This window comes from Streptomyces sp. SudanB182_2057 (assembly GCF_964272715.1).
GTDB classification, from domain to species: domain Bacteria; phylum Actinomycetota; class Actinomycetes; order Streptomycetales; family Streptomycetaceae; genus Streptomyces; species Streptomyces rubradiris.
In genome coordinates, this window is the sequence record NZ_OZ186798.1 from 1,513,268 (window position 1) to 1,539,421 (window position 26,154).

At 70.9% G+C, this 26,154-nt stretch carries 25 protein-coding genes; 16 read left to right on the forward strand and 9 right to left on the reverse strand.

The features are described 5' to 3' along the window. Nucleotides 1-231 precede the first annotated feature (231 nt). The 6 genes from ACSURM_RS06255 to ACSURM_RS06280 all read left to right on the forward strand — a co-directional run bounded on the left by ACSURM_RS06255 (nt 232) and on the right by ACSURM_RS06280 (nt 5,888). Nucleotides 232-1,128 (forward strand): MBL fold metallo-hydrolase, encoded by an 897-nt coding sequence (locus ACSURM_RS06255; RefSeq protein WP_436953954.1) that lies wholly within the window; start codon nt 232-234, stop codon nt 1,126-1,128. Between the two features lie 96 nt (nt 1,129-1,224). After that, the gene (locus tag ACSURM_RS06260) at nt 1,225-2,817 is read left to right on the forward strand and encodes an acyl-CoA carboxylase subunit beta (RefSeq protein WP_436953955.1); all 1,593 of its coding nucleotides are present in this window, start codon (nt 1,225-1,227) and stop codon (nt 2,815-2,817) included. Nucleotides 2,818-2,840: 23 nt separating this feature from the next. Further along, nucleotides 2,841-3,032, forward strand: coding sequence for a hypothetical protein (locus ACSURM_RS06265; RefSeq protein ID WP_436953956.1), 192 nt, complete (start codon nt 2,841-2,843; stop codon nt 3,030-3,032). Between the two features lie 16 nt (nt 3,033-3,048). Further along, nucleotides 3,049-4,818 (forward strand): acetyl/propionyl/methylcrotonyl-CoA carboxylase subunit alpha, encoded by a 1,770-nt coding sequence (locus ACSURM_RS06270; RefSeq protein WP_436960952.1) that lies wholly within the window; start codon nt 3,049-3,051, stop codon nt 4,816-4,818. Nucleotides 4,819-4,842: 24 nt separating this feature from the next. Next, the gene (locus ACSURM_RS06275; protein WP_359051951.1) at nt 4,843-4,974 is read left to right on the forward strand and encodes a hypothetical protein; all 132 of its coding nucleotides are present in this window, start codon (nt 4,843-4,845) and stop codon (nt 4,972-4,974) included. A gap of 104 nt (nt 4,975-5,078) precedes the next feature. Continuing rightward, nucleotides 5,079-5,888 (forward strand): AfsR/SARP family transcriptional regulator, encoded by an 810-nt coding sequence (locus ACSURM_RS06280; protein WP_359051949.1) that lies wholly within the window; start codon nt 5,079-5,081, stop codon nt 5,886-5,888. A 15-nt stretch (nt 5,889-5,903) separates the two neighbouring features. On the opposite strand, the gene ACSURM_RS06285 is transcribed toward ACSURM_RS06280, so the two are convergent. The 3 genes from ACSURM_RS06285 to ACSURM_RS06295 are packed head-to-tail and all read right to left on the reverse strand — an operon-like array spanning nt 5,904 to nt 7,886. Beyond that, nucleotides 5,904-6,647, reverse strand: a complete 744-nt coding sequence (locus ACSURM_RS06285; RefSeq protein WP_436953957.1) for a 4'-phosphopantetheinyl transferase family protein — start codon at nt 6,645-6,647, stop codon at nt 5,904-5,906. After that, entirely contained in the window at nt 6,644-7,456 is an 813-nt protein-coding gene (locus ACSURM_RS06290) for a hypothetical protein (protein WP_436953958.1), read from the reverse strand. Before ACSURM_RS06290 ends, ACSURM_RS06285 begins: the two co-directional genes overlap by 4 nt. Before the next feature lie 4 nt (nt 7,457-7,460). Then, complete coding sequence (locus ACSURM_RS06295) at nt 7,461-7,886, reverse strand: nuclear transport factor 2 family protein (protein ID WP_359051943.1); 426 nt, start codon at nt 7,884-7,886, stop codon at nt 7,461-7,463. Between the two features lie 193 nt (nt 7,887-8,079). Here ACSURM_RS06295 and ACSURM_RS06300 point away from each other — a divergent pair, with 193 nt between their 5' ends. After that, entirely contained in the window at nt 8,080-8,865 is a 786-nt protein-coding gene (locus tag ACSURM_RS06300) for a 3-oxoacyl-ACP reductase (protein ID WP_436953959.1), read from the forward strand. 91 nt (nt 8,866-8,956) lie between these two features. On the opposite strand, the gene ACSURM_RS06305 is transcribed toward ACSURM_RS06300, so the two are convergent. The 4 genes from ACSURM_RS06305 to ACSURM_RS06320 form a co-directional block, all read right to left on the reverse strand. Further along, the gene (locus ACSURM_RS06305; protein WP_381557706.1) at nt 8,957-9,916 is read right to left on the reverse strand and encodes an aromatase/cyclase; all 960 of its coding nucleotides are present in this window, start codon (nt 9,914-9,916) and stop codon (nt 8,957-8,959) included. 103 nt (nt 9,917-10,019) lie between these two features. Beyond that, nucleotides 10,020-10,280 carry an acyl carrier protein gene (locus ACSURM_RS06310; RefSeq protein WP_436953960.1) on the reverse strand — a complete coding sequence of 87 codons (261 nt, stop codon included), beginning with the start codon at nt 10,278-10,280 and terminating at the stop codon, nt 10,020-10,022. 43 nt (nt 10,281-10,323) lie between these two features. After that, nucleotides 10,324-11,544 (reverse strand): ketosynthase chain-length factor, encoded by a 1,221-nt coding sequence (locus tag ACSURM_RS06315; RefSeq protein ID WP_359051935.1) that lies wholly within the window; start codon nt 11,542-11,544, stop codon nt 10,324-10,326. After that, a complete protein-coding gene (locus tag ACSURM_RS06320) occupies nt 11,541-12,809 on the reverse strand; it encodes a beta-ketoacyl-[acyl-carrier-protein] synthase family protein (RefSeq protein ID WP_436953961.1) in 1,269 nt (422 codons plus the stop codon). Before ACSURM_RS06320 ends, ACSURM_RS06315 begins: the two co-directional genes overlap by 4 nt. A gap of 344 nt (nt 12,810-13,153) precedes the next feature. Between ACSURM_RS06320 and ACSURM_RS06325 the strand changes: the two genes are divergently transcribed. Both ACSURM_RS06325 and ACSURM_RS06330 read left to right on the forward strand, forming a co-directional pair. Then, on the forward strand, nt 13,154-13,600 hold the full coding sequence (locus ACSURM_RS06325) for an Rrf2 family transcriptional regulator (RefSeq protein ID WP_436953962.1): 447 nt from the start codon (nt 13,154-13,156) through the stop codon (nt 13,598-13,600). A gap of 90 nt (nt 13,601-13,690) precedes the next feature. Beyond that, nucleotides 13,691-14,530 (forward strand): SDR family NAD(P)-dependent oxidoreductase, encoded by an 840-nt coding sequence (locus ACSURM_RS06330; RefSeq protein ID WP_436953963.1) that lies wholly within the window; start codon nt 13,691-13,693, stop codon nt 14,528-14,530. Between the two features lie 603 nt (nt 14,531-15,133). Here ACSURM_RS06330 and ACSURM_RS06335 read toward each other — a convergent pair. Next, a complete protein-coding gene (locus ACSURM_RS06335; protein ID WP_436953964.1) occupies nt 15,134-15,913 on the reverse strand; it encodes a hypothetical protein in 780 nt (259 codons plus the stop codon). Between the two features lie 134 nt (nt 15,914-16,047). Here ACSURM_RS06335 and ACSURM_RS06340 point away from each other — a divergent pair, with 134 nt between their 5' ends. From ACSURM_RS06340 to ACSURM_RS06360, 5 genes are all read left to right on the forward strand, one after another. Further along, the gene (locus ACSURM_RS06340) at nt 16,048-17,532 is read left to right on the forward strand and encodes a methyltransferase domain-containing protein (protein WP_436953965.1); all 1,485 of its coding nucleotides are present in this window, start codon (nt 16,048-16,050) and stop codon (nt 17,530-17,532) included. A 28-nt stretch (nt 17,533-17,560) separates the two neighbouring features. Further along, the gene (locus tag ACSURM_RS06345) at nt 17,561-18,841 is read left to right on the forward strand and encodes a cytochrome P450 (RefSeq protein WP_436953966.1); all 1,281 of its coding nucleotides are present in this window, start codon (nt 17,561-17,563) and stop codon (nt 18,839-18,841) included. Nucleotides 18,842-19,763: 922 nt separating this feature from the next. After that, entirely contained in the window at nt 19,764-20,051 is a 288-nt protein-coding gene (locus ACSURM_RS06350) for a hypothetical protein (RefSeq protein ID WP_436953967.1), read from the forward strand. A 223-nt stretch (nt 20,052-20,274) separates the two neighbouring features. Further along, complete coding sequence (locus tag ACSURM_RS06355) at nt 20,275-20,574, forward strand: hypothetical protein (RefSeq protein ID WP_436953968.1); 300 nt, start codon at nt 20,275-20,277, stop codon at nt 20,572-20,574. Nucleotides 20,575-21,287: 713 nt separating this feature from the next. Then, nucleotides 21,288-21,737, forward strand: coding sequence for a hypothetical protein (locus tag ACSURM_RS06360; RefSeq protein ID WP_436953969.1), 450 nt, complete (start codon nt 21,288-21,290; stop codon nt 21,735-21,737). A 204-nt stretch (nt 21,738-21,941) separates the two neighbouring features. Here the strand turns inward: ACSURM_RS06360 and ACSURM_RS06365 are convergent, their stop codons facing one another. Beyond that, nucleotides 21,942-22,553, reverse strand: coding sequence for an oxygenase MpaB family protein (locus tag ACSURM_RS06365; protein WP_436953970.1), 612 nt, complete (start codon nt 22,551-22,553; stop codon nt 21,942-21,944). 490 nt (nt 22,554-23,043) lie between these two features. Here ACSURM_RS06365 and ACSURM_RS06370 point away from each other — a divergent pair, with 490 nt between their 5' ends. Both ACSURM_RS06370 and lanL read left to right on the forward strand, forming a co-directional pair. Beyond that, on the forward strand, nt 23,044-23,217 hold the full coding sequence (locus tag ACSURM_RS06370) for a hypothetical protein (protein ID WP_436953971.1): 174 nt from the start codon (nt 23,044-23,046) through the stop codon (nt 23,215-23,217). Between the two features lie 98 nt (nt 23,218-23,315). Further along, nucleotides 23,316-25,988 (forward strand): class IV lanthionine synthetase LanL, encoded by a 2,673-nt coding sequence (gene lanL, locus ACSURM_RS06375; protein WP_436960954.1) that lies wholly within the window; start codon nt 23,316-23,318, stop codon nt 25,986-25,988. Nucleotides 25,989-26,154: the final 166 nt, after the last annotated feature.

A 26,154-nucleotide genomic window follows, 5' to 3' on the forward strand; every position in this document is an offset into this window, starting at 1 on the left:
GTTTCTGACGGTATGTGAGGATTCGGGGCGCTCGGCGCGCCGGGTACCCGCCGTCGGCTCCAGGGGTGCTCGACGGGTGCCCGAGACGTGCTCGAGGCGCGCTCGTGGCGGCTGTGCGCAGGGGGTGCGGACGGCCGGGGTGGGCAGGCGCTTGAGCGGGACTGCCGGTGGGCCTCGAGCCGGGGGCGTCAAGGTCGTGGCGAGAGCGGAACGACCCATCGAGGAGAGAGCATGCCGCCGTACCTGACGGAAATCGCCGACGACGTCTACGCCTACGTCCAGCCGGACGGCGGCTGGTGCCTGAACAACGCCGGTCTGGTCGTGGCGCGTGGAGAGTCCCTGCTGATCGACACCGCGGCCACCGAGCGCCGGGCCCGGGCGCTGCGCGAGGCCGTCGAGAGCGTCAGCCCCGCCCTGCCCCGGCTGCTGGTCAACACCCACTCGCACGGCGACCACACCTTCGGCAACTACCTCTTCCCCGAGGCCGCCGTCGTCGGGCACCGCGGCACCCGCACCGAAGTGACCCAGATCGGCATGCATCTGACGACGCTGTGGCCGGACGTGTGCTGGGGCGATCTCGAACTGCGCCCGCCCCAGGTGACGTTCGAGGACCGGCTCACCGTTCACGTCGGCGGCACAGAAGCCCAGGTGCTGCACCTGGGCCCCGCCCACACCGCCAGCGACGTCGTGGTGTGGCTGCCCGGCCAACGCGTCCTGTTCACCGGGGACATCGTGATGTCCGGGGCGACCCCGTTCTGCCCGATGGGCTCGGTGGCCGGCTCGCTCGACGCCGTGCGGGCGCTGCGCGACCTGCGGCCCCGCGTGGTGGTGGCCGGGCACGGGCCGGTGGCCGGCGAGGAGCTCCTGGACACCACCGAGGGGTATCTTCTGCTGCTTCAGCGCCTGGCGAAGGAGGGCGTGGCGAGCGGGGCCACCGTCCTGGATGTGGCCCGCGAGGCCGAACTCGGCGCCTACGGCAAGCTGTTGGACGCCGAGCGGATCGTCCCCAACCTGCACCGCGCCTATCTCGAGGAGCGCGGGGCCGAGCGCGGCTGCCCGGTGGACATGCCGGCGCTGTTCGCGGAGATGGTGGAGTTCAACGGCGGCCTGCCCGCCTGCCACGCCTGACCCCGGCTTCCAGACGGTTTCCAGGACGGCTCTAGCCACCAGGCACAGCCTCGTCCGGCATGACCGCTTGTACGACCTTCCAGAAGGGGGCGGCACATGAGCACCATAGAAGAGCGGCCGTTGACGACGGCTCACCTCTCATCCCTGAGCGCCCGCACGGCCGAACTCGCCCAGGTCCGCGAAGCCGTGCGCTTCGGGCCGGGCGAGGCGGCCACCGCGGCGCAGCACGCCAAGGGCAAACTGACCGCGCGCGAGCGACTGGCACTCCTCTTCGACGAGGGGGTGTACACCGAGGTCGAGGGGATGCGCCGGCACCGGGCCACCGGGTTCGGGCTGGAGGCGAAGCGGCCGTACACCGACGGCGTCGTCACCGGCTGGGGCACGGTGCACGGCCGCACCGTCTTCGCCTACGCCCACGACTTCCGCATCTTCGGCGGCGCGCTCGGTGAGGCCCACGCCGAGAAGATCCACAAGATCATGGACCTGGCCGAGAAGGCCGGTGCGCCCATCGTCGGCCTCTGCGACGGCGCGGGTGCCCGCATCCAGGAGGGCGTGACCGCGCTGGCCGGCTACGGCGGCATCTTCCAGCGCAACGTCCGCAACTCCGGCGTCATCCCACAGATCTCGGTGATCCTGGGGCCGTGCGCGGGCGGCGCCGCGTACTCCCCGGCACTCACCGACTTCGTGTTCATGGTGCGCGGCACCTCGCAGATGTTCATCACCGGACCCGACGTCGTCCAGGCCGTCACCGGCGAGCAGATCACCCAGGACGCGCTCGGCGGAGCAGACGCGCACTCCACGCTCTCCGGCGTCGCGCACTTCGCGTACGACGACGAGCGGACCTGCCTGGAGGACGTCCGGCACCTGCTCGCGATGCTGCCCGCCAACAACCGGGAACGCCCGCCCGCCGAACCGGCCGACGACCCCGCCGACCGCACCAACGAGGCGCTGTACGACCTGGTGCCCGCCGAGCCCGGCCGGGCGTACGACATGAAGCGGGTCATCGGCGAGATCGTCGACCACGGCGAGTACTTCGAGGTCCACGAGACCTGGGCCACCAACATCATCTGCGCGTTCGCGCGCCTGGACGGCGAAGTCGTCGGCATCGTCGCCAACCAGCCCGCCGCCCTCGCGGGGGTCCTGGACATCGAGGCGTCGGAGAAGGCCGCCCGGTTCGTGCAGACCTGCGACGCGTTCAACATCCCGCTGGTCACCCTGGTCGACGTGCCCGGCTTCCTGCCGGGTGTCGACCAGGAGCACGGCGGGATCATCCGGCACGGCGCGAAGCTGCTGTACGCGTACTGCAACGCGACCGTGCCGAGGATCTCGCTGACCCTGCGCAAGGCGTACGGCGGGGCGTACATCGTCATGGACTCCCGTTCCATCGGCACCGACCTCGCCCTGGCCTGGCCCACCAACGAGATCGCGGTGATGGGGGCGGAGGGTGCGGCGGGCGTCGTCTTCCGCAAGGAGATCGCGGCGTCCGACGACCCCGAGACGACGCGCCGGGAGCGGATCGAGGAGTACCGCACCCAGCTCATGCACCCCTACTACGCCGCCGAGCGCGGCCTGGTGGATGACGTGATCGACCCGGCCGAGACACGGTCCCGGCTGATCGAGGCGCTGTCCATGCTGCGCCACAAGCACGCCCCGCTGCCCACCCGCAAGCACGGGAACCAGCCCCAGTGAGCGCCGGCCGGCCACTCGTCGTGGTGGCACACGGCAGTCCCGGCGCCGATGAACTGGCCGCGCTGACGGCGGTGTTGCTGACCGTCTCCCGAGGCTCCGGGGGCAGGTCGGTGCCGCCGCGCCCCGCGCTCGCCTCGTGCCGGGCCAACCCCGCCCATGGATCCACCGTCGCCTGGGCGGCCGCTGCGCGGCCCGCCTGGACGTCTTCGTCGTGAGAGGACACACGTGAGTCTGCGCAAGGTGCTCATCGCCAACCGTGGCGAAATCGCTGTCCGCGTGGCCCGGGCCTGCCGGGACGCCGGGATCGCGAGTGTCGCCGTATACGCCGACCCCGACCGGGCGGCCCTGCATGTCCGTGTCGCCGACGAGGCGTTCGCCCTGGGGGGTGACACCCCGGCCACCAGTTACCTGGACATCGAAAAGGTGCTGCTGGCCGCCAAGCAGTCCGGCGCGGACGCGATCCACCCCGGCTACGGCTTCCTGTCCGAGAACGCCGAGTTCGCCCAGGCCGTCCTGGACGCCGGGCTGATCTGGATCGGCCCGCCCCCGCAGGCCATCCGCGACCTCGGCGACAAGGTCGCCGCCCGCCACATCGCCCAGCGCGCCGGCGCCCCGCTGGTCGCCGGCACCCCGGACCCGGTGAGCGGTGCGGACGAGGTCGTGGCGTTCGCCGAGGAGCACGGCCTGCCCATCGCGATCAAGGCCGCCTTCGGCGGCGGCGGACGCGGCCTGAAGGTCGCCCGCACCCTGGAAGAGGTCCCCGAGCTGTACGACTCGGCCGTCCGCGAGGCCGTCGCCGCCTTCGGACGCGGTGAGTGCTTCGTCGAGCGGTACCTGGACCGGCCCCGGCACGTGGAGACGCAGTGCCTGGCCGACAAGCACGGCAACGTCGTCGTGGTCTCCACCCGTGACTGCTCGCTCCAGCGCCGCCACCAGAAACTGGTCGAGGAAGCCCCCGCCCCGTTCCTGTCCGAGGAGCAGATGGCCGAGCTGTACCGGGCGTCGAAGGCCATCCTGAAGGAGGCCGGTTACGAGGGTGCGGGGACGTGTGAGTTCCTGGTCGGGCAGGACGGCACGATCTCCTTCCTGGAGGTCAACACCCGCCTCCAGGTCGAGCACCCGGTCACCGAGGAGGTCGCCGGCATCGACCTCGTCCGCGAGATGTTCCGCATCGCCGACGGCGAGGAACTGGGCTACGACGACCCCGTCCTGCGCGGTCACTCCTTCGAGTTCCGTATCAACGGCGAGGACCCGGGCCGCAACTTCCTGCCCGCCCCCGGCACCGTCACCGTCTTCGACGCCCCCACCGGCCCCGGCGTACGCCTGGACGCGGGCGTGGAGGCCGGCAGTGTGATCGGACCGGCCTGGGACTCCCTGCTGGCCAAGCTCATCGTCACCGGCCGCACCCGCAAGGAAGCCCTCCAGCGGGCCGCCCGCGCCCTGGAGGAGTTCCGCGTCGAGGGCATGGCCACCGCCATCCCCTTCCACCGCAAGGTCGTCACCGACCCCGCCTTCGCCCCCGAACTCACCGGCTCCAACGAGCCGTTCACCGTCCACACCCGGTGGATCGAGACCGAGTTCACCAACGACATCAAGCCCTTCACCGCCCCCGCGGACGCGGAGGAGGACGAGACGGCCCGCGAAACGGTCGTGGTCGAGGTCGGCGGCAAACGCCTGGAAGTCTCACTCCCGGCGTCCCTGGGCATGTCCCTCGCGCGCACCGGCCTCGCGGCGGGGGCCAAGCCCAAGCGGCGCGCGGCCAAGAAGTCCGGCCCCGTCGCCTCCGGCGACACCCTCACCTCCCCGATGCAAGGCACCGTGGTCAAGATCGCCGTCGAAGAGGGACAGCAGGTCAAGGAGGGCGACCTGGTCGTCGTCCTGGAGGCCATGAAGATGGAACAGCCGCTCAATGCCCACCGGTCCGGCACCGTCAAGGGACTGTCGGCCGAGGTCGGCAGCTCGCTGACCTCCGGCGCCGTCATCTGCGAGATCAAGGACTGACCTCTGCCCCAGCAGGAGGAACCGATGAACCACGAGCACGGTGAACCCGACGCCGGCGTCCCCGGAGAAGCCGACGGCCCGCTGAACGCGCCCGCGCTGCGTCTCGCCGGGGAGGAGGACGATCCGGACCCGCACATCGTCCGGGGGATCGATTGACGGCCGTGGGATGAGTGTGTCAGGTGAGCGGGTGTGAATAATTCATGCCCGCTCATGCCGGGCACACTGGTTCATCATACAACGATCCTGCGATGCTCATGGCCATGGAAATCGATGTTCTGGGACCACTTGGAGCACGAGTAAACGGCGTTTCGATCGTACCTACTGCCGGAAAACCCCGGCAGATTCTGGCGCTGCTGGCCATTCGCGCGGGCCGCGTCGTCTCCGTGGAGACACTGATCGAAGAGGTGTGGGGAGACGCTGTCCCGCGCAGTGCCGCCCCCACATTGCAGACGTACATCCTGCAACTGCGCAAAAAGATCACCGATGCCCTGCCCGTGGACAGCGAACTGACGGCGAAGGACATCCTCGCCACGTCCTACGGGGGATACCAGCTCGCCCCGGTGGAGCCGATCCGCTGCGACCTCGTGGAGTTCCAGCGGCTGACGGCTCACGGCACCCGTGCCATGGCCGAGAACGCCCCGCGCACCGCGAGCGAGAAACTGCGCGAGGGGCTCGGCCTGTGGCGCGGCAACGCCCTGGTCGACGTGCCGCTGGGCGAGGTGCTGCGCATGGAGGTCATCGGGATGCAGGAGGCGCGCACCCGCGCCCTCGAACTGCGGATCGAGGCGGACCTGCAATTGGGCCGGCACGCGGAACTCATCGGCGAGCTCCGCATGCTGGTCGCCCAGCAACCCCTGCACGAGAATCTGTGTGCCCAGTTGATGACCGCCCTGTACCGCGCCGGTCACCCCTGGCGGGCCCTCGAGGTCTTCCAGTCCCTGCGCCAGTCCCTGGTCGACGAGCTCGGTGTGGAGCCCTCGCCCCGGCTGCAACGGCTGCACCGCGCGGTGCTCGCCAACGACGACCGGCTGGACCGGTTCACCCCGGCCCAGCGGTTGCTCAGCGCCTGAACCGGGCGGCGCGGCTCACGCGCCGGGCGGTAGTGCGCGGGCCGTGCTGACGACGTGGCCGGTGCCGAGCCGGTGGGTGGTGAACGTCCACTCCCCGGGTCGCACCGGCTCGCCGTTGTCGTCGTGCAGCACGGCGGCGGCGCCCTCCACCCGGAAACCGAACGTGCGGAACGGCAGCGCCGTGCCGACGCCGAGGGCCTTGGTGTATGCCTCTTTCAGTGTCCACAGGCGCACCATGGCATCGCCCCGCTCGTGCGCGGGAAGGGCGCGCAGGTCGGCCAACTCCTGCCTAGTGCAGGCACGTTGGGCGAGCAGTGCGCGGCATCCGGACCGGCCGAGCGGCTCCGCGTCCGCGCCGATCGCACCGTGCAGGCTCAGGGCCAGCACCAGCAGGTCGCCGGTGTGGCTCAGGCTGAGACCGAGCCGGTCGCAGCCACGCAGATACGGCCGCCCGGCCGGCCCCCGGGCGATGTCCAACTCGTCCGCCGGCACGTCCAGGACGGCTGCCGCGGCGTGCTTGACGAGCCGCCGCGAGGCGGCGAAGCGGGCGCGGGCCGCCGGCCGGTGACCGGCGGCCCGGTACCGCTCGTACTCCCGCCCGAGCAGGACGCGCAGTCCGGGCCCGTCGGGGACGCTCCAGGAGCCGGCCGACGCGTGCAGCACCACGGCGGTTCCGGCGTGCAGCGCCGCCCCGGCGGCCCGGGTCCAGGCTCCGCCGGGTCCGTCGGCGCGCAGGTGCGCCACCGGGGGCACGGTCACGCGCCCACCAGCCGGCGCGCGCCGACGGGTGCCGTGCGGGCCGGTGCGGGGGTCCGGCGGCAGTGTGCGACGGCTTCGTCGAAGAGGGCGGCGCTCAACTCGGTGTCGCGGCCGACCGGTTCGAGGTCCAGGCGGATCGCGAGCCGGGAGAGCGCGGCCACCAGGCGGTCCCGGTCGGTGGTGATCCGCCGTCCCCGGCCGGTACCCCGCCAGCCGTCCAGGCAGGCGGCCGCCGCGGTCAGCAGCGCGTAGCGGTCGGCCAGGGCCCAGCTGCCGGCCGAGGCGTCGGCCGGCGCTAGGGCGCAGGCGCCGACCACGGCGCGGCGTTCCCGCTCCAGTTCGTCGAGCAGGGCGTGCAGGTCCAGCGGCAGCGCGGCGGGGCGTACCGAGGTGAGGGGCCGGGCCAGCCGGTCCTCCCCGGTGGGCGGCCCGGCCAGCCGTGCCGTCACGGCGTCGAGCCGCGCGTGGTGGTCGGGGTGCCACATGGCCTGGCGCAGCCGCCGGGCGTGCTCCCGGTAGGCGGCGCCCGGCCCGGTGCTGCGCTGCGCCTGCGCGCCCAGCAGTACGGACAGGGTGTCGACGCTCTCCATGAGCAGCCGCGGCAGCAGGAACCTGGCCACGGCCGAGTGGTTGCCGCCGTCGGCGCGCAGCAGCCGGTCGCCCGCCCACAGGTCCAGGTAGGCGGCTCCGGCCGCGGCCCGCCCGAGCCGCGAGGGCTCGGTGCCGGCCACGGCCGCCAGGGCGCTGCGCAGCGCCAGGTCGGCGTGGACCATGAGCTGGGCCGGGGGCGGGGCGGCGATGGTCCGCACGACGTCAGACGAGCTGGTCGTAGCTCACCGAGCGGGAGCGCAGCAGGATCTCGCCGTCGGTCACCTCGATGACGTCGTGCACGACCGTGCTGGGCCACACCTCCGGCCGCTCGTTCGGCCGGACCCGCACGATCAGCGCGTACACGGTGGACCGGATGCTGCCGTCCTGCTGCGGCTCCAGGACCATCTGGTTGAAGAAGTGGCGGCGCTGAGTGGGGTTGTCCTGGTACTTCTTCAGGAACGACCGCAGCTCTTCGAGGATCGCGTCGCGGCCGACGGCCGGCGCGATGTCGGGCGAGTGCTGGAAGCTGCCGTCCTTCGTGAACGTCTGCGTGTACTCCTCCAGCCGGCCGTCGTCGAGGGCCTGCATCTGGCGGGCGTAGAAGTGCTGGACCTGGGTGTAGAGATCACTGCTGACGGGCGTGGGCATGAGCGTTCCTCACGTGGTCGTCGGGCGGGTGGTGGCCGGGCCAGGATCGCCACCGGCGCTCGAATCGCTCTGGAGCACGGTCGGGGCGGCGCATGAGCGCGGCCGGTGCGCTTCAAGGGACCTTCCAGCAGGGCACGAGGCGCGCCCAGCACGCTCGGTGGGCACCAGCCGACACAGCGATTCGGGAGTACACATGTCACAGGCAGTCAAGCCGGTCGCCCTGGTCACGGGAGCCACCAGCGGGATCGGTCTCGAGATCGCCCGGCGTCTCGCCGGGCTCGGGGCCCGCGTCTACCTGTGTGCGCGCCATGAGGACCAACTGGCCGACACCATCAAGGAGTTGACGGACGCGGGACACGAGGTGGACGGCACCACGTGTGACGTGTCCGACCCCGAGCAGATCAGGGCCTTCGTCCGCGCGGCCGTGGACCGCTTCGGGCCGGTCGACATCCTCGTCAACAACGCCGGGCGCAGCGGCGGCGGAGCCACCAACGAGATCGCGGACGACCTGTGGTTCGACGTCATCAACACGAACCTCAACAGTGTCTTCCTGATGACCAAGGAAGTCCTCAACACCGGTGGCATGCTGGCGAAGAAGTCCGGCCGCATCATCTCGATCGCCTCCACCGGCGGCAAGCAGGGCGTCGTGCACGCCGCGCCCTACTCGGCGTCCAAGCACGGCGTGGTCGGCTTCTCCAAGGCCCTCGGTCTGGAGCTGGCCCGTACCGGCATCACGGTCAACGCGGTGTGCCCCGGCTTCGTCGAGACGCCGATGGCGGAGCGGGTGCGCGAGCACTACGCCGGCATCTGGGGCGTGAGCGAGCAGGAGACCCACGACCGCATCACCACGCGGGTGCCGCTGGGCCGTTACGTGGAGACCCGCGAAGTGGCCGCCATGGTCGAGTACCTGGTGAGCGACGACGCGGCGGCGGTGACCGCGCAGGCCCTCAACGTGTGCGGCGGTCTGGGCAACTACTGAGCCGCGCCGGTACGGTCATGACACGGCCGCCCTTCCCCGTTCCCCGGGGAGGGGCGGCCGTGTGTGTAAGTGCCCGTGTACGTGTCCGCGTTCAGGCCGCGGAGACCTGGCTGCCTTCGCCCGTGTGCGCGGCGGCGTGCGTCATCGTCGTCAGGCTGTTGCGGCCGAGCGCCTCGCGCACGAAGGCACGGGCGTCGGCGAGGGTGGCCTGCTCGCCGAGCACCTCGCGGACCGTCGCCGGGTTCAGCGCGACGGTGTGCCGGGCGGTGGCCACGGGTCCGTCCGGGCCGTCCGTGAACGTCCACAGACCGCTGTGCCCGGTGAGCAGCTTCGGCAGCACGTGCTGCTTGTAGGCGATCCACGACGGCTCGTGGCAGACGCGCACCGAGCGGGTGGTGTGCGCCGAGCCGTCCGCCGTGACGGTGTCCATCTCCAGGTCCTGCACGCCCGGCTCCTCCTCGGTCAGCCGCACCCGGCTGACGTGCGGCAGCCGCTCGGCCCACAGGTCGGCCCGGTTGACGAAGTCGTACGCCGCCGCGGCGCCGCCGGTGATCGGGACGACGTCGGTGAAGGAGAACACCACGTCGGCCACCGGGTGGCCCAGCTCGGCGACCCGGGCCAGTGCCGCCAGTTCCTCGCCGCTGTTGCGGTCCAGCGCGGTGAGCAGCGCCTCCACGGCGGCGGGGGCGTCGTCCTCGACGCTGAAGCGGTGGCGGAGCACCACTTCGGTGCTGCCGTCGGGCAGTTCGCGCAGCAGCCAGCTGCCGGCCATGGAGGTGACCGGTGCGAAGCTGCGCTGCTGGCGGAAGCTCACGTAGCGGCGCGCGGGGTCGAGGACCCGCCGCGACGTCCAGCTGGTGACCTTGCCGTTGACCTGCGCCCAGATCTCGAAGACCTCGCTGCGCTCGTCGCGCTCCAGGTGGCGCACGTACACGCTGGGCCCGAACACCGCGGGCCACAGGGTGACATCGGCCACCAGGTCGTAGACGACCTGGGCCGGAGCGGACACGACGCGGGTGTGCTCGGTGCGGTGGATCACGGTTCGTTCCATGGCGGGTTCTCCTCGGCTGGGGACGGTGGCGCGGAAGGGGCCGGGGCCCGTATCCCGGCGACGGCGGATACGGGCCCCGGAGGCGTACGGTCGGGCCCGGACGTCAGACGGCGGCCGTCGCCGCGCCGGTGTTGACCAGGGCGAGGAGCGCGCGGGGTGTCTCCACCTCCGCGATGTCGTCGTCCGACAGGTCGATGCCGTACTCCTGCTTGATGCGCGCGGCGGACTCCATCAGGGCGAGCGAGTCGTAACCGAGGTCCTCGAACGAGCTGTCGAGGATGTCGCCGGTCAGGTCGAGGCTGTCGTCCTCGCCGGCGCAGGCGATGAGGATGCGTCGCAGATCTTCGATGGCGAGCTGAGCCATGGTCCTTCTCCTGTCAGGGGGGGAACTGCCGGTGTGCGGCAGCTCAGTGGTCGGTGTGGCGGGTGACGACGACGGCCGAGTTGAAGCCCCAGCGCCCGCGGGCGAGGACGAGCGCCGCCGACACCTCCCGGGTACGGGGCTCGCCGGTCACCAGGTCGATGCCGTAGGCGTCGGGGACATGGGCGGTGAAGCCGCTGGCCGGGATGACGCCGTCCCGGATGGAGAGCAGCGCGCTCGCCAGGTCGGCGGGACCGCCTCCCGCGTACATGCGGCCGGTCAGCGCCTTGGGCGCGGTCACCGGCACACCCCGCGGGCCGAAGACGGCGCGCAGCGCGTCCGCCTCGATCCGGTCGAGTTCGGGCAGGCCGGCCGCGTCGGCGAACACCACGTCGATGTCGGCGGGTGCCAACCCGGCGTCGGCCAGGGCCAGTTCGGCGGCCCGGCGCAGCCCGGGCTCGCGGCCGGATCCCGGCTTGGGGTCGAACGTGGAGGCGTAGCCGGCGATCTCGCCGTAGATCCGGGGCGCGCCGCGCTCCCGGGCGCTCGCGGCGTCCTCGGCGACGAGGATCGCGCCGCCCTCGCCGGGCACATAGCCGGCCGCCCGCTCGTCGAACGGGAGGTAGGCCGCCTCCGGGTCGGTGGCGGTGGTGACCCGACCGCCCGCCAGCTGGGAGGCCCAGCCCCAGGGGTCGAACGCGGAGTCCACGCCGCCGGACACCACGAGCTTGGTGCCGCGCTCGACGGTGCGCCGGGCGTGCCCGACGGCGTCCAGGCCGCCGGCCTGCTCGCCGACCAGGGCGGCGCTGGGCCCGCGCAGCTTGTGCCGGATGGAGATCTGGCCGGTGTTGACCGCGTAGAACCAGGCGAACGACTCGTAGACGGAGACGAACTCCGAGCCCTTGGACCAGAGTTTGTTGAACTCCTGGTGGGTGAACGCGAATCCGCCGAGGGCGTTGGAGGTGACCGTGCCCATGTCGTAGTCGGGCAGGGTGTTCTCGTCGATCCCCGCGTCCGCGAGGGCCCAGGCGGCGGCGGTGAGCGCGTAGCGGGTCGACACGTCGGTCTGCGGCAGCAGCCTGCTGGGCAGATGGGCCTTGGCGTCGTAGTCGGCGATCTGCCCGGCCAGCCGCGAGGGGTACGCGGAGGTGTCGAAGCCGGTCAGTTCCCGGACACCGTTGGTGCCCGTCAGCGTCGCCTTCCAGAACGCCTCGGTGCCCAGGCCGTTGGGCGTGGCCGCGCCGATGCCCGTGATCACGGTGGTCATGCCGCGGCCACCTCCGGACGGTGCAGGATCATCGCGCTCTGGAAGCCGCCGAAGCCGGAGCCGACCGTGAGCACCGTGTCGACGCGCTGCTCGCGGGCGGTCAGGGGTACGTAGTCGAGGTCGCACTCGGGGTCGGGGGTGTGCAGGTTCGCCGTCGGCGGCACGACGTTGTGCTCGATCGCCAGCAGCGACGCGGCGATCTCGACGGAGCCGATGGCCCCCAGGGAGTGGCCGACCATCGACTTGATGGAGGAGACGGGCACGTCGTAGGCGTGCTGGCCCAGGGAGCGCTTGAACGCGGCGGTTTCGTGGCGGTCGTTCTGCTTGGTGCCCGAGCCGTGCGCGTTGATGTAGTCGATCTTGGTGCCGTCCAGGCGGGCCTCGTCCAGCGAGACACGGATGGCCTCGGCCATCTCCCGGCCGTCCTTGCGCAGGCCCGTCATGTGGTGGGCGTTGCAGCGGGTGGCGTACCCGCCGACCTCCGCGTAGATGTGCGCGCCGCGCTTCTTGGCCGCCTCGTACTCCTCCAGCACGAACATGGCGGCGCCCTCGGCGAGCACGAACCCGTTGCGGGTGCCGTCGAAGGGCCGCGAGGCGTGCGCCGGGTCGTCGTTGCGGGTCGTCGTCGCCTTGATGGCGTCGAAGCAGGCGACCACGATCGGTGAGATCGGGGTGTCCGCGGCGCCGGAGACGACGGTGTCGACCGTGCCCTCGCGGATCAGCTGGACGGCGTAACCGACCGAGTCGAGCCCCGAGGTGCAGCCGTCGGAGACCATGGTCACCGGGCCTTCCGCACCCACTTCCCAGGCCACCTCGGCGGGCATGACGCCCGGGGAGAGATAGTCGAACATGTGCGGGGACAGGTAGGCCGGGTCGACCTCCCACTGCTTGCCCGCGTCCGACATCACGAGGTACTCGTTCTCCAGGCTGGTCGCCGAGGCGACCGCGCTGCCCAGGCTGACGCCGATGCGGTGCGGGTCGAGCGCGGACAGGTCCAGCCCGCTGTCCGCGACCGCCTCGCGGGTGCAGGCCACCGCGAACTGCGTGGCCCGGTCCATGCGGCGGATCTCGCGCGGGCCGAAGCCCTCGGCCGCCGCGTCGAAGTCGACCTCGCCGGCGATCCGCGAACGGAACGGCGACGCGTCGAAGAAGGAGATGCTCCGGGTGGCGGTGCGGCCCGCCGACAACAGGTCCCAGAACGCCTTCGTTCCGTTGCCGCCGGGAGCGCGTACACCGACACCGGTGATCACGACACGCCGGGTCATGTCCGGCCCGCGTTCGTAGACAACATCGCTGTAAGTCCTTTCGCCTCTGAAACAGCGGCAGTTACGTTGTGAAAGGCTGTGGCGACGGTCTAGAGCACCACTCGACCCCGCCTCGGGAGACGGCGCGACGCCACCGGGAGCGGACCCGCGCGAAGCCGACGCCGGGCGCAGGCGACGGTCCCGCGCGGGGACCGGAGACCGGTGTGCGGGCGCTGTGTGCGGCATGCGTCGGACTCACGCCGCGGTGGACTTCGCGGCCGGCGTACCGGATTGACACGTGAACAAAACCGCTACTAGCGTGGATACAGTTTCTATGTCGAGGTGACCGGCGAGAAGGAGTCACGGTGAGCATCAGCAGCAGGAGTGCGGTCGCGATTCACGCGCTCACCATGCTGGGGCGCTGGGACCGCTCGCTGACCTCCGCGGAGATCGCGGAGAGCCTGGCCGGCAACGCGGTGCTGGTGCGGCGGATCCTCGGCAGTCTGCGTGACGCCGGCCTGGTCCGGTCCACCGAGGGGCGCAACGGCGGCTGGACGCTCGCTCGCCCCGCCCGCGAGATCACGCTCCACGACGCGTACGCCGCGGTCGAGACGGGGCCGGTCCTCTCGCGGCACCCGCATCCACCGAGCGCCGCGTGCGAGGTGGGGCGGAACATGCAGAAACTGCTGGAGGTGGAGTTCCAGGACGCGGAGCGGGCCATGAAGGAACGGCTCGGGCGGACGACGATCGCCCGCCTCGTCCGGCAGGTGCGGGACAGTGAGCGCGAGGCGGCACAGCGCGTCACCGGCTGAACAGACGGCGGAGGCGATGCCCTCCGCCGCCCTTTTACCCTGACTGTAACCACTTTGGTGGCGGTAAGTCACCCGAAGGGGGGGATCACGGTGAAGACCATCGTTGTCACGGGAGGCACTTCCGGTATCGGGCAGGCGCTCGCCAACGCCTGTCTCGGCCGGGGCGACCAAGTGGTCGTCATCGCTCCGGACCCGCTGAAGGGGAGGGAATTCCTCGACACCGCACACAACATGGGCGCCGCCGACCACGCTGTCTTCATCGAGGCCGACCTCAGCCTCGTCAGCGAGAACCGGCGCGTCATCGCGGAGATCGTGGACCGGTTCCCGGTGGTGGACGTACTCGTGCTGTGCGCCCGGTACTTCCGCAGCCACCGGCTGGTGACCTCCGAAGGGATCGAGCACAATCTCGCGCTGTACTACCTCAGTCGGTACCTGCTCGGATACGGCCTGGCCGACGTGATGAACAAGGCCGGAACACCGGTCGTGATGAACATCGCCGGCCCCGGCGTGGGGGCGCCGGGCATCCAGTGGGACGACCTCGGCCTCGAACGCGGCTACGACGGCTGGACGGCCATGTTCCAGGGTGGCCGGCTCAACGACCTTCTCGGAGTCTCGTTCGCCGAGGGGGCAGCCACCCGTCGCGCCCGGTACGTGCTGCTGTTCCCGGGTGGGACCCGCACCGGCTTCGCGGGCGAATTCGACGCCGCCACCGCGGTGCACATCGACCGGATGAAACGGGCCGCGCGGCCGGTCGAGTTCACCGTCCCGCCGATCCTGGAGATCATCGACGCTCCGCCCCGGGACCCGCTGAGCGCCTTCGCGGAGGGCACCCCTCTCAGCCTCCTCCACCCGGCCTTCGACAAGGGCGCCGCGGCACGACTCGACAGCCTCACACGGCAACTCCTGCGCGACACGACAGGCTCCTCATGACGCGCCGCCCAGGGACGACGCGAAGACCCGGCGCCGCACCGAGTTCCGGTGCCGAATTTGGGCCTGGGCCAGCATCGGCTCATCGGTGGGATCAACACGGGCTCAACCTCGCGCAACGCTGCGGGCGCCTTGGAGCGGCGGCACGCCAGGACGGGCGAGTCCCGTTCGGCCGCACGCCCCGTCGGCACGTCGGCACGCTACTGAGAGTGTCAGCATCGGCTCCGGCAGCGCCCGTCTCAGCGCTGCGTTGCCCCTTCCCGGATGGAGTCGATGACGGAGGACCGTGCGGCGATCCGCTCGCGTAGGACGGCGTTCTCGGTCAGCAATGTCGCGATCACGGTGGCCGCGGCGTCGACCTGGTGCTGGAGCTTACGGCGCTCTTCTGCGTCCGTCGGTGCGCTCGGGCCGGTCCGCGAGGAGCCGCTCCATCGCCTTTCGATGGAGGGCCAGCTGCTCAGCTGGCCGAGAGCCTGGAGCTGTACGCGGCGATCAGCCGGCTGGTCCCCGGCGTGGGGGCACGGCAGCGGGTGGTGAAGTGACTGCGCCGGGATTCCGTGGCGGGGCTCTGGACAGGGCTTTTGCCGCCTGTCGGCCTGTTTGGTGTCAGTCGGTGAGTTCGTAGAGGTGGAAGTCCATGTTGGCGCCGTGAGGGAGGGAGGGTTGCGGGGTGATGGTGGCCAGGTGGCGAGCGCCGGTGAAGGAGCGGGTCAGGGAGTCGTGGGCGATGTGGTCGTTGGTCTTGATGGCGATGTGGCAGGGCAGGCCGTCGCGGCTGCGGCGGATGTCGTTGAGGATTTCGGGGACGGGTGGCGCGGTGCGGGTGAGGTCGAGGCCGGCCGCGGTGAAGGCCGGGCCCCAGGGGGGTTCGACGACGTAGGTGTCGTGGGTGCTGCGGGCGGGGAGTTTGCCGAGCAGGTCGCGGTAGTCGAGCAGGTGCAGCTCGATGGCGGAGCCGACACGGTCGAGGTTCTTTCGGGTGGTGGTGTAGACGGCCGGGTCGAGTTCGCTGGCGTGCACCGGGCGAGACAGCCGCTGGCCGAGGTGGTGGCCGAAGTTTCCCGATCCGCAGAACAGGTCCACGATCAGGGGTTTGGCGGTGTCCGGGCCGTGGGGTGGGGTGGCGGCCTGCAGCATGGCGAGGGTGTCGGCGACCGGGGCGGTGTAGGCGTCGACGGAGCACTCGATGGCGGTGCGTCCCAGCAGGGTGATGCCCTTGGCGGTCATGTCGGGGGCGGGGATGCCGTACAGGGACAGGCCGCTGGGGTCGCCGTAGATCAGACGGCCGGCCTCGCACAGCTGTTCACCGGTGAGGATGGTGGTGCGGAGCGGACCGAGAAGCTGGTCACGGAAGGCGAAGTACGCCGAGTGGTCGGGCGCAGGCATGAGGAAGGGTCTCCAGAGACGAGGGAACCGCTCTCTGTAATTCGATCATATGAACACAGGGAGCAACTGACCTTTCGCCGAGTGTAATGTCCTGTCGGATCGATTCGGCAAATCCGTCAAGGAGCCCCACCCGCATGAGCGTTGACACCTCTCCCACGCCTGCCGAACCGCACGGATCGGCCGAGGCGGCCGCTCGCCCCTTCGACGTGCTCGGCAAGACCTACGAGGACACGTACGCGCGGCTACCGGAGCAACTGGCGGCACTTGAGTGGCTGTTGGCCCGGCTGCCCGAGCGGGCGCGCGTGATGGACATCGGTTCGGGGACCGGGCGGCCGACCGCCGAACGGCTCGCCGCCGCGGGGCACGTGGTGACGGGCTACGACGTCTCACAGACGATGGTGGAGCTGGCCCGCGCGCAGGTGCCGGCGGCACGCTTCGAACGCGCCGATGTACGCGCCCTGCCCGCCGCTGCGGGTGCGTGGGATGCGATCACCGCGTTCTTCCCGCTGCTGCAGATGCCAAGGGCGGACCTGGATGCCACGCTCGCGCGGATCGCCGACTGGCTCGCCCCTGGCGGACTGTTCGTCTTCGCGACCGTGCCCTTCGACGCCGAGGACGAGCCGATCCAGTGGATGGGCCAGACCATCCGCGCGACCAGCTACCCGGCCGAGGTCTTCCCCCGGCTGCTGCGCCGGGCAGGTCTGCGGGTCGTCCACGAGCGCATCAGCGTCTTCCATCCCGCTTTCCCCGGTATGGGAGCGGAAGAACATCTGTTCATCTACGCCGTCAAACCCGGCGGCCCCGTGTTCCCGGCACACACGCTGGCCGGCCCCTACCCGCTCCCCGCCGCCTACCGAGGTCCCCACGAACTGGCCCAGCAGGGCTGGCTGGACATGGAGGCCCGCTTCGAACGCCACGACATCGACCCCGTCCTGGCCGCGTTGTCCCGCAACAGCCGGGTTCTGGATGTCGGCGGCGGCAGCGGCGCCGTCGTATCCGCTCTCGCCGGCCGGCTGGATGCGCTCACCACGGTGGAGCCGCACGCCGCACGCGAGGAGAGCATGCGCCACCTCACCGACCGAGGCGTGCGGATCCTGTCCGGGTGCGCCGAACAACTGCCCGTAGAAACCGGCGCGTTCGACGCGGCGGTGGCCACCTGGGTCCTGCACTACACCGACGACCCCGAAGCCGCGGTGGCGGAAATGGCCCGTGCGGTCGACATGTCCCACCCCGAAGCGAAGGTCGTCCTCGTCCAGGGCGCACCGGACAACGAGCTGATCGGCCTGTGGAACCGTATCTGCGCCCCCTTGACCGGCGAAGCGCCCGACCACCAGGGCTACCTGCTCAGCCAGGCCGCCGGCGTCCTGGCCCGCCGTGGCTTCACCGACCTGGCCTTCACCCGGGCCCGCGTCGACGTGCTCTTTCCCGAGTCCGGCTGCGAGGCCAAGGCCCAGGCCGCGTCAGACGTGCTGGCCGCCTTCTGGAACACCGGCCACCCCAACCTCGCCGGCCTGCGCGAGGCACTGCTTCCCGAACTGCGTGCCCACTTCGCCACCGGTACCGACCGGTTCACCGACGATGCCGTCCTTCTCGTCGCCCGCACCCGCCCCACCCACTGACCCCGGGCCACAGGAAAGGACCGACGTGATGGCTACGACCGAGGCGACCACCCGCGCCTGCCCGGCCCTCGCCGGTTGTCCGGCCGCCGTGGCCGGCTCCATCACCGCCCACGGCGCCGGGGAACCCGGCCCCCTGTACACACACCTTCGCCGCTACCACCCCGTCTTCCACGACCCCGAACTGGACGTCTGGGTCATCTCCCGGCACAACGACATCGACACCGTCCTGCGCGACGCCGGCGGAACCTTCTCCACCGCCCTGGGCTACCTGCCCCTGCGACCGCTGTGCCCCCAAGCGCAGGCCGTACTCGGCCGCAGCGCCGCCGTCCCCGTCCTGTCCTCCCTCGACCCACCGCACCACACCCGCTTCCGCCGCCAGATGACCGCCGTCTTCCCCAGCACCGACAGCCGCGTCAACCACCTTCAGAGCCTTCTGCAGGAGGAAGCCCGCCACGCGGCCCAGCGCTTCGCCGGCCGCCTCGGCCGCACCGGCGACCTCGTCGACCACTGGGCCCGCCCCCTGGCCACCGCCGCACTCGGCCGTATGACCGGCATCCCACCGGCCGACCAGCAAGCCGTCCAGGACCAAGCGGCCGCCCTGACCCACCTCGTCTGGGGAAGCCTGGACGACACCGGACAGATCGCCGCCGCCCACGCACTGAACGACCTGTTCACCTACTGCCACACTCTCGCCGAACAGCGCACCCACTCCCCGGGCGACGACCTCGTCTCCGGCTGGCTCACCCACCAGGACACCACCGGGCAGCCCTTCACCACCCGCGAGGTCGCCTCCACCCTGATGGAAGTCCTCATCACCAACGCCGAGATCACCCCCCGCCTCCTCGCCAACACCCTCCACCGCCTGCTGACCACCGGCACCTGGAACGACCACCACCCAGCACAGAGGCTGCCGGCCGCGATCAAGGAGACACTGCGCCACGACCCGCCTTTGGCCGGCTGGCTGCGCAACACCACCCGCGCCGTCGAGCTCTCCGGCGTACGCATCCCCGCAGGAGCCCGTCTGCTACTCCTGCTCGCCTCCGCCGCACGCGACGAACAGCACCCCACCACCGACCCCGACAGCTTCAACCCCGACCGCACCGACAGCCCACCCCTCCTCGCCTTCGGCGCCGGCATCCACTACTGCCCCGGGGCCCCCTACGCCCGCCACCTCGCACACCAGGGCCTGACCGCACTCGCCCGGTCCTGCCCCGACCTCACCCTGACCGACGCCCACGCGGCCCACCCCGACCACTGGCCCCTCAACACGGCCGTCCGCAGCCCCGACCACCTCCTCGCAACCTGGTAACCGGAAAAAAAAGGGGGTGGGGACTGACTTGGCTGCCGGACGTCACCACCGTGCGGCGCGCCGGCCGGCACCCGCACGCCACTTGCCCCGCAGTGATGACGACGAGGAACTGGCGGATCCCGGCCGACCTCCCGCATGCACTCGATCAGGAACCCGGCCGCGATCCACGCGGTGTCCACGCCGCCGCCCGCCAGGCACCACCGCTTGAGGTACCGGCTCGCCACCGTCACCGACTGCACGAGGAAGTACGCGGACTCGCAGTCGGCGTACCCATCGGGCACGACGGTGAGGTAGTCGGCCGGCAACAGCGCACCGAACTCACCGATCAGCCGCGCCAGCACCGGGCCGTCGGCGTGGAGCTGTGCCAGCGCGGCATTCTCCTCCTTACTGCCCTGCTCCTGTCAGGCCAATTCCGCGTAGTCGGCGGCCCGCAGGATTTGCTCCGGGGCGAGCTGGGGCACCTTGGGACGTCGTCGCCAGGACGGCTCCTTGCTGTTCGCTGGCCGAGTGCCTGGTGCGCCCGGCCGATCGCCCTACGGGTGCGCGCCCGGCCCTGTGGACACAGACCGGGCTCCGGGACGCGAGGATGTCCCGGTGAGCGACATCGACGAGCAGACCTGGGGCACCTTCATCACGGCCACCGACCCGGACGGTCACCAATTCCCAGTCCGCCAGGACTGACCGCCACCGGACGACACCCAGGAAAGCTCCTGCCCGGGCGGCTCCCGGCCGCTGCTGGCCGTACGCGTATCACCCATTTGGTCCATCATGCCGATACCTGGCCGGCGGGTGCGTGCGACGGTGGACAGCCCGGGACGGTGCGGATCGAGACGGCAGCCAGAACGCGAGGGGCGAGGCCCTGTCCCCGTTACCGCCGATCGTCAACGTGCCGGGTGGCACCCGTACGACGAAGGAGAATCCGATGCGACGTCCCTCCACTCTCCTGGGCTCCCTGGCCGCGGCCGCGCTGCTGGCCGTGACTGTGCCGGTCTCCGCGCACGCGGCCAACGGCACGCTGGTCATCGACGACAGGACCATCCACAACCCCCACGGCTGCTACAACAACGACCAGGACGCCGGTATCACCAACAACACGAACCGGACCGCCAAGCTGTACGAGGACATCGACTGCAAGGGCGACGTGGCGGAAACCGTCGAGCCCGGCCAGGAGACCATCGCCGACCGGACGAACAGCGTCCGCATCGACTGAGTCACCCCCAGCGATCGGCGGGGCAGCCGAGACCGGGTGCCCCGCCGGAGCCCGGCGAGAGATATCCTGTGTGTGTCCGACTTCGGTGAACCCTGGCTGGGCACGTGCCGGCACCAGGAGCAGGACCAGGCCGTGCCCAAGCGGAAGGCGGCTGGCTCTCCCGCTTCCGCTGGTGACACGACCGCACCCCGGGTTGTCAGCGGTGGCTGCCAGGCTTGACGGGGTGAACCGTGAAGGCGAACAGCTGCTCCGCCGCCGTGTCTACGGCGCCGACCGCGACGATCCCGCTCCCGGCCCGCTCCCGCACCCGGTCTACGCCGAACCGGTCGCGGCCCGCTGGACGCCCCTGCTGCTGGACATCACCGGCTGGCGCGCCGGGGAAGTCGACGGCGGCGTTGCCCTGTCCACCGGGCTCGTGCGCTGGCCCGGTGGCCGCGCCCTGTACGACCCGGGCCCCGGCGAACGGCGCTCTGCCGGCCCCGGGGTGAGCTGCCGCTTCTTCCACTCCGGCGACACGCCCTGACCACGGGAACAGGAGGCGGCCCTCGTACCCGGCGTTCAGGGTGCGAGGGCCGCCTTTGTTCCGGCAGGCGATGCGCGGATGCCGCCGCCGGTTCCGGGCGCAGCGACGCCAGCGGGGAGCGCCGGCCCTTCTCCCGGCGGGCAGTTGCTCCCAGTCGACCTCGGGGTGGGCGGGGACGACCGCGTCGACGTCGGCGGACCGTAGCGGGTGACGTCGACGGTCCCGGCCCGGCTGGTTGTGAAGCGGACCTCGACCGCCTGCGGGGAGCGGACCCGTCCCGAGCCGTACCATCCAGTCGAACTCGCTCCTGCACCTCCCGAGCCGGGGGGCGGCCCGCTCGGAAGGGAGCGGGGTGTCGGTGGCGACCAGGACTTCCAGGGCCTCGTGCCGGCAGGCCGCGGGCGCGGGTGGTGCAGACCCTTGCCGGTTCCGGGGAGGGACGAGCCGATCCCGCAGCGTCGTAGTTCACCGGCCGTGTTCACCATCGTGTCTGGTCGCAGGCCCTGTGGAACTGAAGAGGGTCAGTCGGGCCCGTACACGTTTGCGGGGTCCCTCACTGTCGCCCCAATCCGTCGCACGGATGGGTGACTTATCGCGTGTGACTGTCCTGAGTGTGCAGGCGGGCAGGACGCCGACGGAGCCTCTCGTGCCGCTGCTTGCCAGCAACACCGGCTGAGGCAGAGGCAGCACCCTCTAAGGAAAGGAGCTGATCGATGAGTGAGATCACGCAGATCAAGGCGCATGTGATGACCGCCGACATCGAGCATGCAGCCACGGGCGCATGGATCTATCTCGGCGTCGGTGGTCGTGAATTCGTCCTCGATCTCGTCGGCAAGACCGACTTCGTGCAAGGCGCCGACGACACCTACGTCTTCGGTGACGGTGCCAACGTGGAGAATGCCCAGTACAACGATCCGCGCACACCCCCGCTGGACACGGACGATCTGCAGTACTTCCCGGTCTACCTGCGCTTCGAGAGCTCGCAGAGCGGCGCCGCCTGGTGCCTGGAGTGGGTCTTGGTGACGGTCAACGAAGGGCAGCGCGGCGAACGCAGCTACGAGCACCCGAGTCTGCACACGGTCAACGAAAGGCACCGGATCTGGCTGGACAACAGCTACGGCAAAACCGTCTACCTTCGCCCGCGGGACGACGGCCCCCGGTAGACAGCCCCCGGGAAGGCCGGGACGCAACGCCGCCCCGGCCTGTCGTATGCGCCGAGCTGATCTGCGGACCGGGGTCGCCGGCGTGTCGTCCTCTCGGCGATGGTGGGCTGCCCGGGGCGGCAGCAGGCCGAAGCGTGCGCCTGCCGACGGGGCGGGAGGGCAACCTCTGCCAGGTCGCACCCCCGCCGGGCGCCGGGTGCGGTGTCAGCGGTTGTCGCCGAGTTCCTGGTGCATCTGGGGCTGGTCGTCCTGGTCGTGGGTGATGGCGAACCGGACGACTTCGTTGTAGCCCTTGGCGGCGATGCCGACGGCCTCTTCGTAGGGGTTGACGCCGGTGACCTTCTTCGCGCCGCCGCCCAGGAGGCCAGAGCCGAGCCCGCTGGCGAGCTTGTGGCCGGCGGAGAGGCCCTTGGCGGCGAAGTCGATCGGACTCCTCGGAACTCCTGCCATGTCGGCGTAATGGTCGCCGAGCCCGACGCGGGTGACGGCGATGAAGGCGTCGCTGACGGCCGGGGGCAGCAGGCCGCGGTAGAACTTGACCGCCTGATCGGTCATGAACAGGCAGTCCTCGCTCCTGCGCCATTCCTTTTCCCGCTCGATGCGCCACAGGCGGTCGACCAGGTCGACGTCCTTGGGCAGCAGCCACTTGTCGGGGGTGCCGAGGTAGTGGTTGACGTAGTGCCAGGCGCACATGAAGCCGTGCGCGTCCTGCTTGGACACCGTGATGCCGAGGTTCCGCATCGCCTCCAGCACCTGGACGCTGAAGACGCACGCGGCGCCGGTGGTGTACTTCTGCGAGACGGGCTCGCCCCACATACACCACCGCCACCCTGCTCTCCCACCTCACCGGAGAACTCGCCGAGGGAATCGGAATACGTCAGTCCCGTCCACCCCAGGCGAAAAAGGCGCACAGCTGTACTCCCGCTCTGCTCTCCAGGCCGCCGCAGCAGCCACCAGCCCTGCTGCGACGTTGACCGGCTGAGAGAGACATCGCTCCGCGAGGCGCGGCAGCCTCACGAGCCTCCGCACGCCGGCCAGAACTGCCGTCATCAAGCCGCTTGTGGCAGGTGCGGGCTCCCGGAACGTCCAGCGCCCGAAGCTCCTTTCGCACCACAGCCCGGGCACGGCCGGAATGCCAGTAAACACGCCGGGTCACGAATTCACTCGAATGGCCGGTACTGCCGTGCTGGGTGCCGCGAGGCGGGGATCGGTGGAGAAAGATCCATGAGCGGGCCGCGGCATGCATCGGGACTGTGGCGGCCTCAGTTGTGCCTCTTGTCAGGGGCCGAGAGAAAGGGACTTCCTCATGAGCATGACCTTGGACGAATTCACTCCCCGGGATGCGGGCGAGCAGGACCTGCACAACGTTCTGGCCTCCTGTACGTTCGACGGCGCTGACGCCCACAGCGCGGCGGCGAACTGCGGGTCCACGTGCATGAGCGGCCCGATGACCATCGTGTGTGAGGGCGTCACGTTCTGACGTGGCGTCCGTTGACTCCGGCCCACCCGCAGGGGGGCCGGAGCCCGCGCCTTGTGTGCTCGCCTTCCGCATGTTCCTCGTGCTTGCTTGGGGTGTTGATGACCGCCGCCTTTGTAGCCGATGAGTCCGTGTCGCGTGACGCGCTGTGCGAACGGCTGGGTGCCGGTGCGCGGGCGACCGGGCGCGTGCTGCGGGTGACACGGCAGTGGCTGTATGTCGAGCGGCCGGGGACCGTCCGGGACGGGCATGGGTGGAAGCTGCACATCTCCGCCCGCCCCAGTACGCTCGGCCGGGTTCTCCAGCGGGCGCTTGACGTGCTGCTGGCCGTGCCGTGCGACTTCAAAGCGGTCCCCGGCTCCGCCGACTTGGCCCGGATGAACTCCGGTGACCACGGCAACTGGGGGCTGGTCGGCAAGGCTTTGACCGTCTATCCCGACCAGCAGCCCGACATCCTGGTGGAAGTGGCGGCCCGGCTGGCCGACGCGCTGTCGGGCTTGGAAGGGCCCACGATCCGCAGCGACCGCCGCCTTGCTCCCGGCGCGCCGGTGTACTACCGGTACGGTCCGTTCGCGCCGTGCTGGCGCGCGGACGGCGACGGCGCCCCCGTGTTGATCATGCGGGGTCCGGGCGGGGAGGAGTTTCCCGGACAGGCGGGGGCGGTCTACCGCTGCCCGCCATGGGCCCGTGATCCGTTCGCCCCGTCCCCGTCGGCCCACGAGGTGGGGGTACCGGCCGAAGGGAGCTTGCTGGGCGGCCGTTACCAGTTGGAGGAGGGGGTGCAGCAGTCCGTTCGCGGCGCCGTCTACCGGGCGAGAGACACCACCACCGGCCGCGACGTGATCGTGAAACAGGGCTTCGCCTGGGCCGGGGAGACCGCCGACGGCTTCGATGCACGCATCCTGCTGCGCAACGAACGCCGTGTTCTCGCCCACCTGCGCGGAGCAGGCAACACCCCCTGCCTGGTGGACCACTTCCGCCACGGCGCGGACGAATACCTGGTCACAGCAGACGTGGGCAAGACGACCCTGGGGGAGGACGTCCACACCAACGGCGCGTATACGGACCCGGTCGATCGGCGCCCGCCTGCTGTCGGCCGTGCCGACGGGGCAACTCTGGCCGGCCTGGGGCGCCGGCTGCTGGCCGCTTTGGACACCGTGCATCAGCACGGGGTGATCGTCCGCGACCTGGCGCCGAAGAACATCGTCCTGTCCGAGGACGGCGGGCGCCTGTACCTGGTGGATCTGGGCATTGCCGCCCTTCACGACATCCAGCGCCCCGGCCACACTCCCGGCTACGCGCCGCCCCGTCAGCGCAGCAACCCACCCGCCTGCGTCGAGGACGACTACTACGCGCTGGGCGCCACTTTGTGCTTCGCCGCCACCGGCGTCGCTCCGGCCGTCCGCGACAACGGCCTCGCCCCGGACGCTGAACGCACGCTGGCCTGGCTGGCCGAGGCCCACCCCGCACTCGCCGACGGCAGCGCCCGAGCCACCCTCGCCCTTATCCCGGACCTGCTCGCCGAAGAGCCCGAGCGCCGCACCAGGGCAGCCCACCACCTGCGTACCGGCAGCCGCCCAGCCAACACCCGCCGCATGCCCCGCACGTCGGCAGTCACGTCCGGCGTCGACAAGGTCACCGACCAGCTACTGGACACCCTGCACCGCTACACCGAACAGCTCACCGAGCGGACAGCGCCACCGGGGACAAGCCTGTTCACCGGAACGGCCGGGGTGGCCTGGGAACTGCTCAACCACCCCGATGACACCTCCCGCCACGCCGCGTACGCCCTGGCAGCCCACACCGCCCGCCACAGCGAACAGCTCCAGGCCCCGGCGGGCTGGCTGTTCGGGGCCACCGGCACAGCCGTCCTGCTCGCCATCGCCGCACGCACCACACCCCCCACGCGGGCGGCCATCACGCAGGCCGAACTGACGCAAGCGGCGTACAGGCTGGCTCTGCCCGACCCCGCCCTCCTGCCCCCGGCAGCGGAGGTGCGCGACGACTGCACTCACGGCTTGGCCGGGATCGGCATCGCCCATCTCCAACTTGCCGACCTTCTGGGCGACGACCGCCATCGCGATGTCGCCGACGCCTGTCTCGACCGCCTCCTGGCCGGCAACTGCACCATCACCGCGGACATCAAAGACCCTGACGAACCAGGCACCGGCCACAGCGTCCGCCACGGCCACGCGCACGGCACCGCCGGCCTCCTGGCCTTTCTGCTCGCTCATCAGGCCACCGGACCACGGCACCCGGCGGCCGAGGAAACCGCACACCGCTGGTGCACCACTCTGGCCGAACGCATCGAGGAGTACCTCGCCGCCACACGCAGCCCCGGCTGCCGCCCGCTGGCACTGTCGTGGTGCCAGGGCCTGCCCGGCATCGGCACCACCCTCCTTCACGCAGGCGGCATCCTGCACCGCCCCGAATGGGTCGACCTCGCCACCCGGGCCGGACACACCGCCGCCCTGCTCGCCCCCCGCACCACCGTGACCAGTCAATGTTGCGGACTGTCCGGCCTCGGACAATTCCTCATCGACCTCGCCACAGTGACCGGTAACACCGACTTCACCCACCACGCCCACCGAGTCGCGGCTCTCGTCACCGACCGATGCCTCACCACCGGCGAGGCGGAACTGTCCGACCGCGAAGCAAGCTACGGCTACGGCACCGCCGGAACATTGGCCTTCCTCCGCCGACTCAAAGATCCGCACCCCTCCCCTGAAGGTCCTAGGGGGCTCCCGCTGCCCACGGGTCTCTTCCGGCCCTGAACAGCACTACAGGCACGTCGAACACCTCGTTTCCGACGAGAGCGCCGGAACCCGGATGCCTAGTCCACCGCCACCCTTCCATCCCTGCGTCGACAGGCTCACTGAAAACCACCATTTCCCGCAGAAGGCCAGGGACAGAAGCCGCTCACGCCGCCGCGTGGCCGGC

What these genes read in the sequence shown, in the direction of transcription:
- ACSURM_RS06255 (WP_436953954.1), top strand. Translation starts at nt 232, where the DNA reads ATGCCGCCGTACCTGACGGAAATCGCCGACGACGTCTACGCCTACGTC.
- ACSURM_RS06260 (WP_436953955.1), top strand. Translation starts at nt 1,225, where the DNA reads ATGAGCACCATAGAAGAGCGGCCGTTGACGACGGCTCACCTCTCATCC.
- ACSURM_RS06275 (WP_359051951.1), top strand. Translation starts at nt 4,843, where the DNA reads ATGAACCACGAGCACGGTGAACCCGACGCCGGCGTCCCCGGAGAAGCC.
- ACSURM_RS06280 (WP_359051949.1), top strand. Translation starts at nt 5,079, where the DNA reads ATGGAAATCGATGTTCTGGGACCACTTGGAGCACGAGTAAACGGCGTT.
- ACSURM_RS06295 (WP_359051943.1), bottom strand. Translation starts at nt 7,886, where the DNA reads ATGCCCACGCCCGTCAGCAGTGATCTCTACACCCAGGTCCAGCACTTC.
- ACSURM_RS06300 (WP_436953959.1), top strand. Translation starts at nt 8,080, where the DNA reads ATGTCACAGGCAGTCAAGCCGGTCGCCCTGGTCACGGGAGCCACCAGC.
- ACSURM_RS06305 (WP_381557706.1), bottom strand. Translation starts at nt 9,916, where the DNA reads ATGGAACGAACCGTGATCCACCGCACCGAGCACACCCGCGTCGTGTCC.
- ACSURM_RS06310 (WP_436953960.1), bottom strand. Translation starts at nt 10,280, where the DNA reads ATGGCTCAGCTCGCCATCGAAGATCTGCGACGCATCCTCATCGCCTGC.
- ACSURM_RS06315 (WP_359051935.1), bottom strand. Translation starts at nt 11,544, where the DNA reads ATGACCACCGTGATCACGGGCATCGGCGCGGCCACGCCCAACGGCCTG.
- ACSURM_RS06320 (WP_436953961.1), bottom strand. Translation starts at nt 12,809, where the DNA reads ATGACCCGGCGTGTCGTGATCACCGGTGTCGGTGTACGCGCTCCCGGC.
- ACSURM_RS06335 (WP_436953964.1), bottom strand. Translation starts at nt 15,913, where the DNA reads ATGCCTGCGCCCGACCACTCGGCGTACTTCGCCTTCCGTGACCAGCTT.
- ACSURM_RS06340 (WP_436953965.1), top strand. Translation starts at nt 16,048, where the DNA reads ATGAGCGTTGACACCTCTCCCACGCCTGCCGAACCGCACGGATCGGCC.
- ACSURM_RS06345 (WP_436953966.1), top strand. Translation starts at nt 17,561, where the DNA reads ATGGCTACGACCGAGGCGACCACCCGCGCCTGCCCGGCCCTCGCCGGT.
- ACSURM_RS06350 (WP_436953967.1), top strand. Translation starts at nt 19,764, where the DNA reads ATGCGACGTCCCTCCACTCTCCTGGGCTCCCTGGCCGCGGCCGCGCTG.
- ACSURM_RS06360 (WP_436953969.1), top strand. Translation starts at nt 21,288, where the DNA reads ATGAGTGAGATCACGCAGATCAAGGCGCATGTGATGACCGCCGACATC.
- ACSURM_RS06365 (WP_436953970.1), bottom strand. Translation starts at nt 22,553, where the DNA reads ATGTGGGGCGAGCCCGTCTCGCAGAAGTACACCACCGGCGCCGCGTGC.
- ACSURM_RS06370 (WP_436953971.1), top strand. Translation starts at nt 23,044, where the DNA reads ATGAGCATGACCTTGGACGAATTCACTCCCCGGGATGCGGGCGAGCAG.
- lanL (WP_436960954.1), top strand. Translation starts at nt 23,316, where the DNA reads ATGACCGCCGCCTTTGTAGCCGATGAGTCCGTGTCGCGTGACGCGCTG.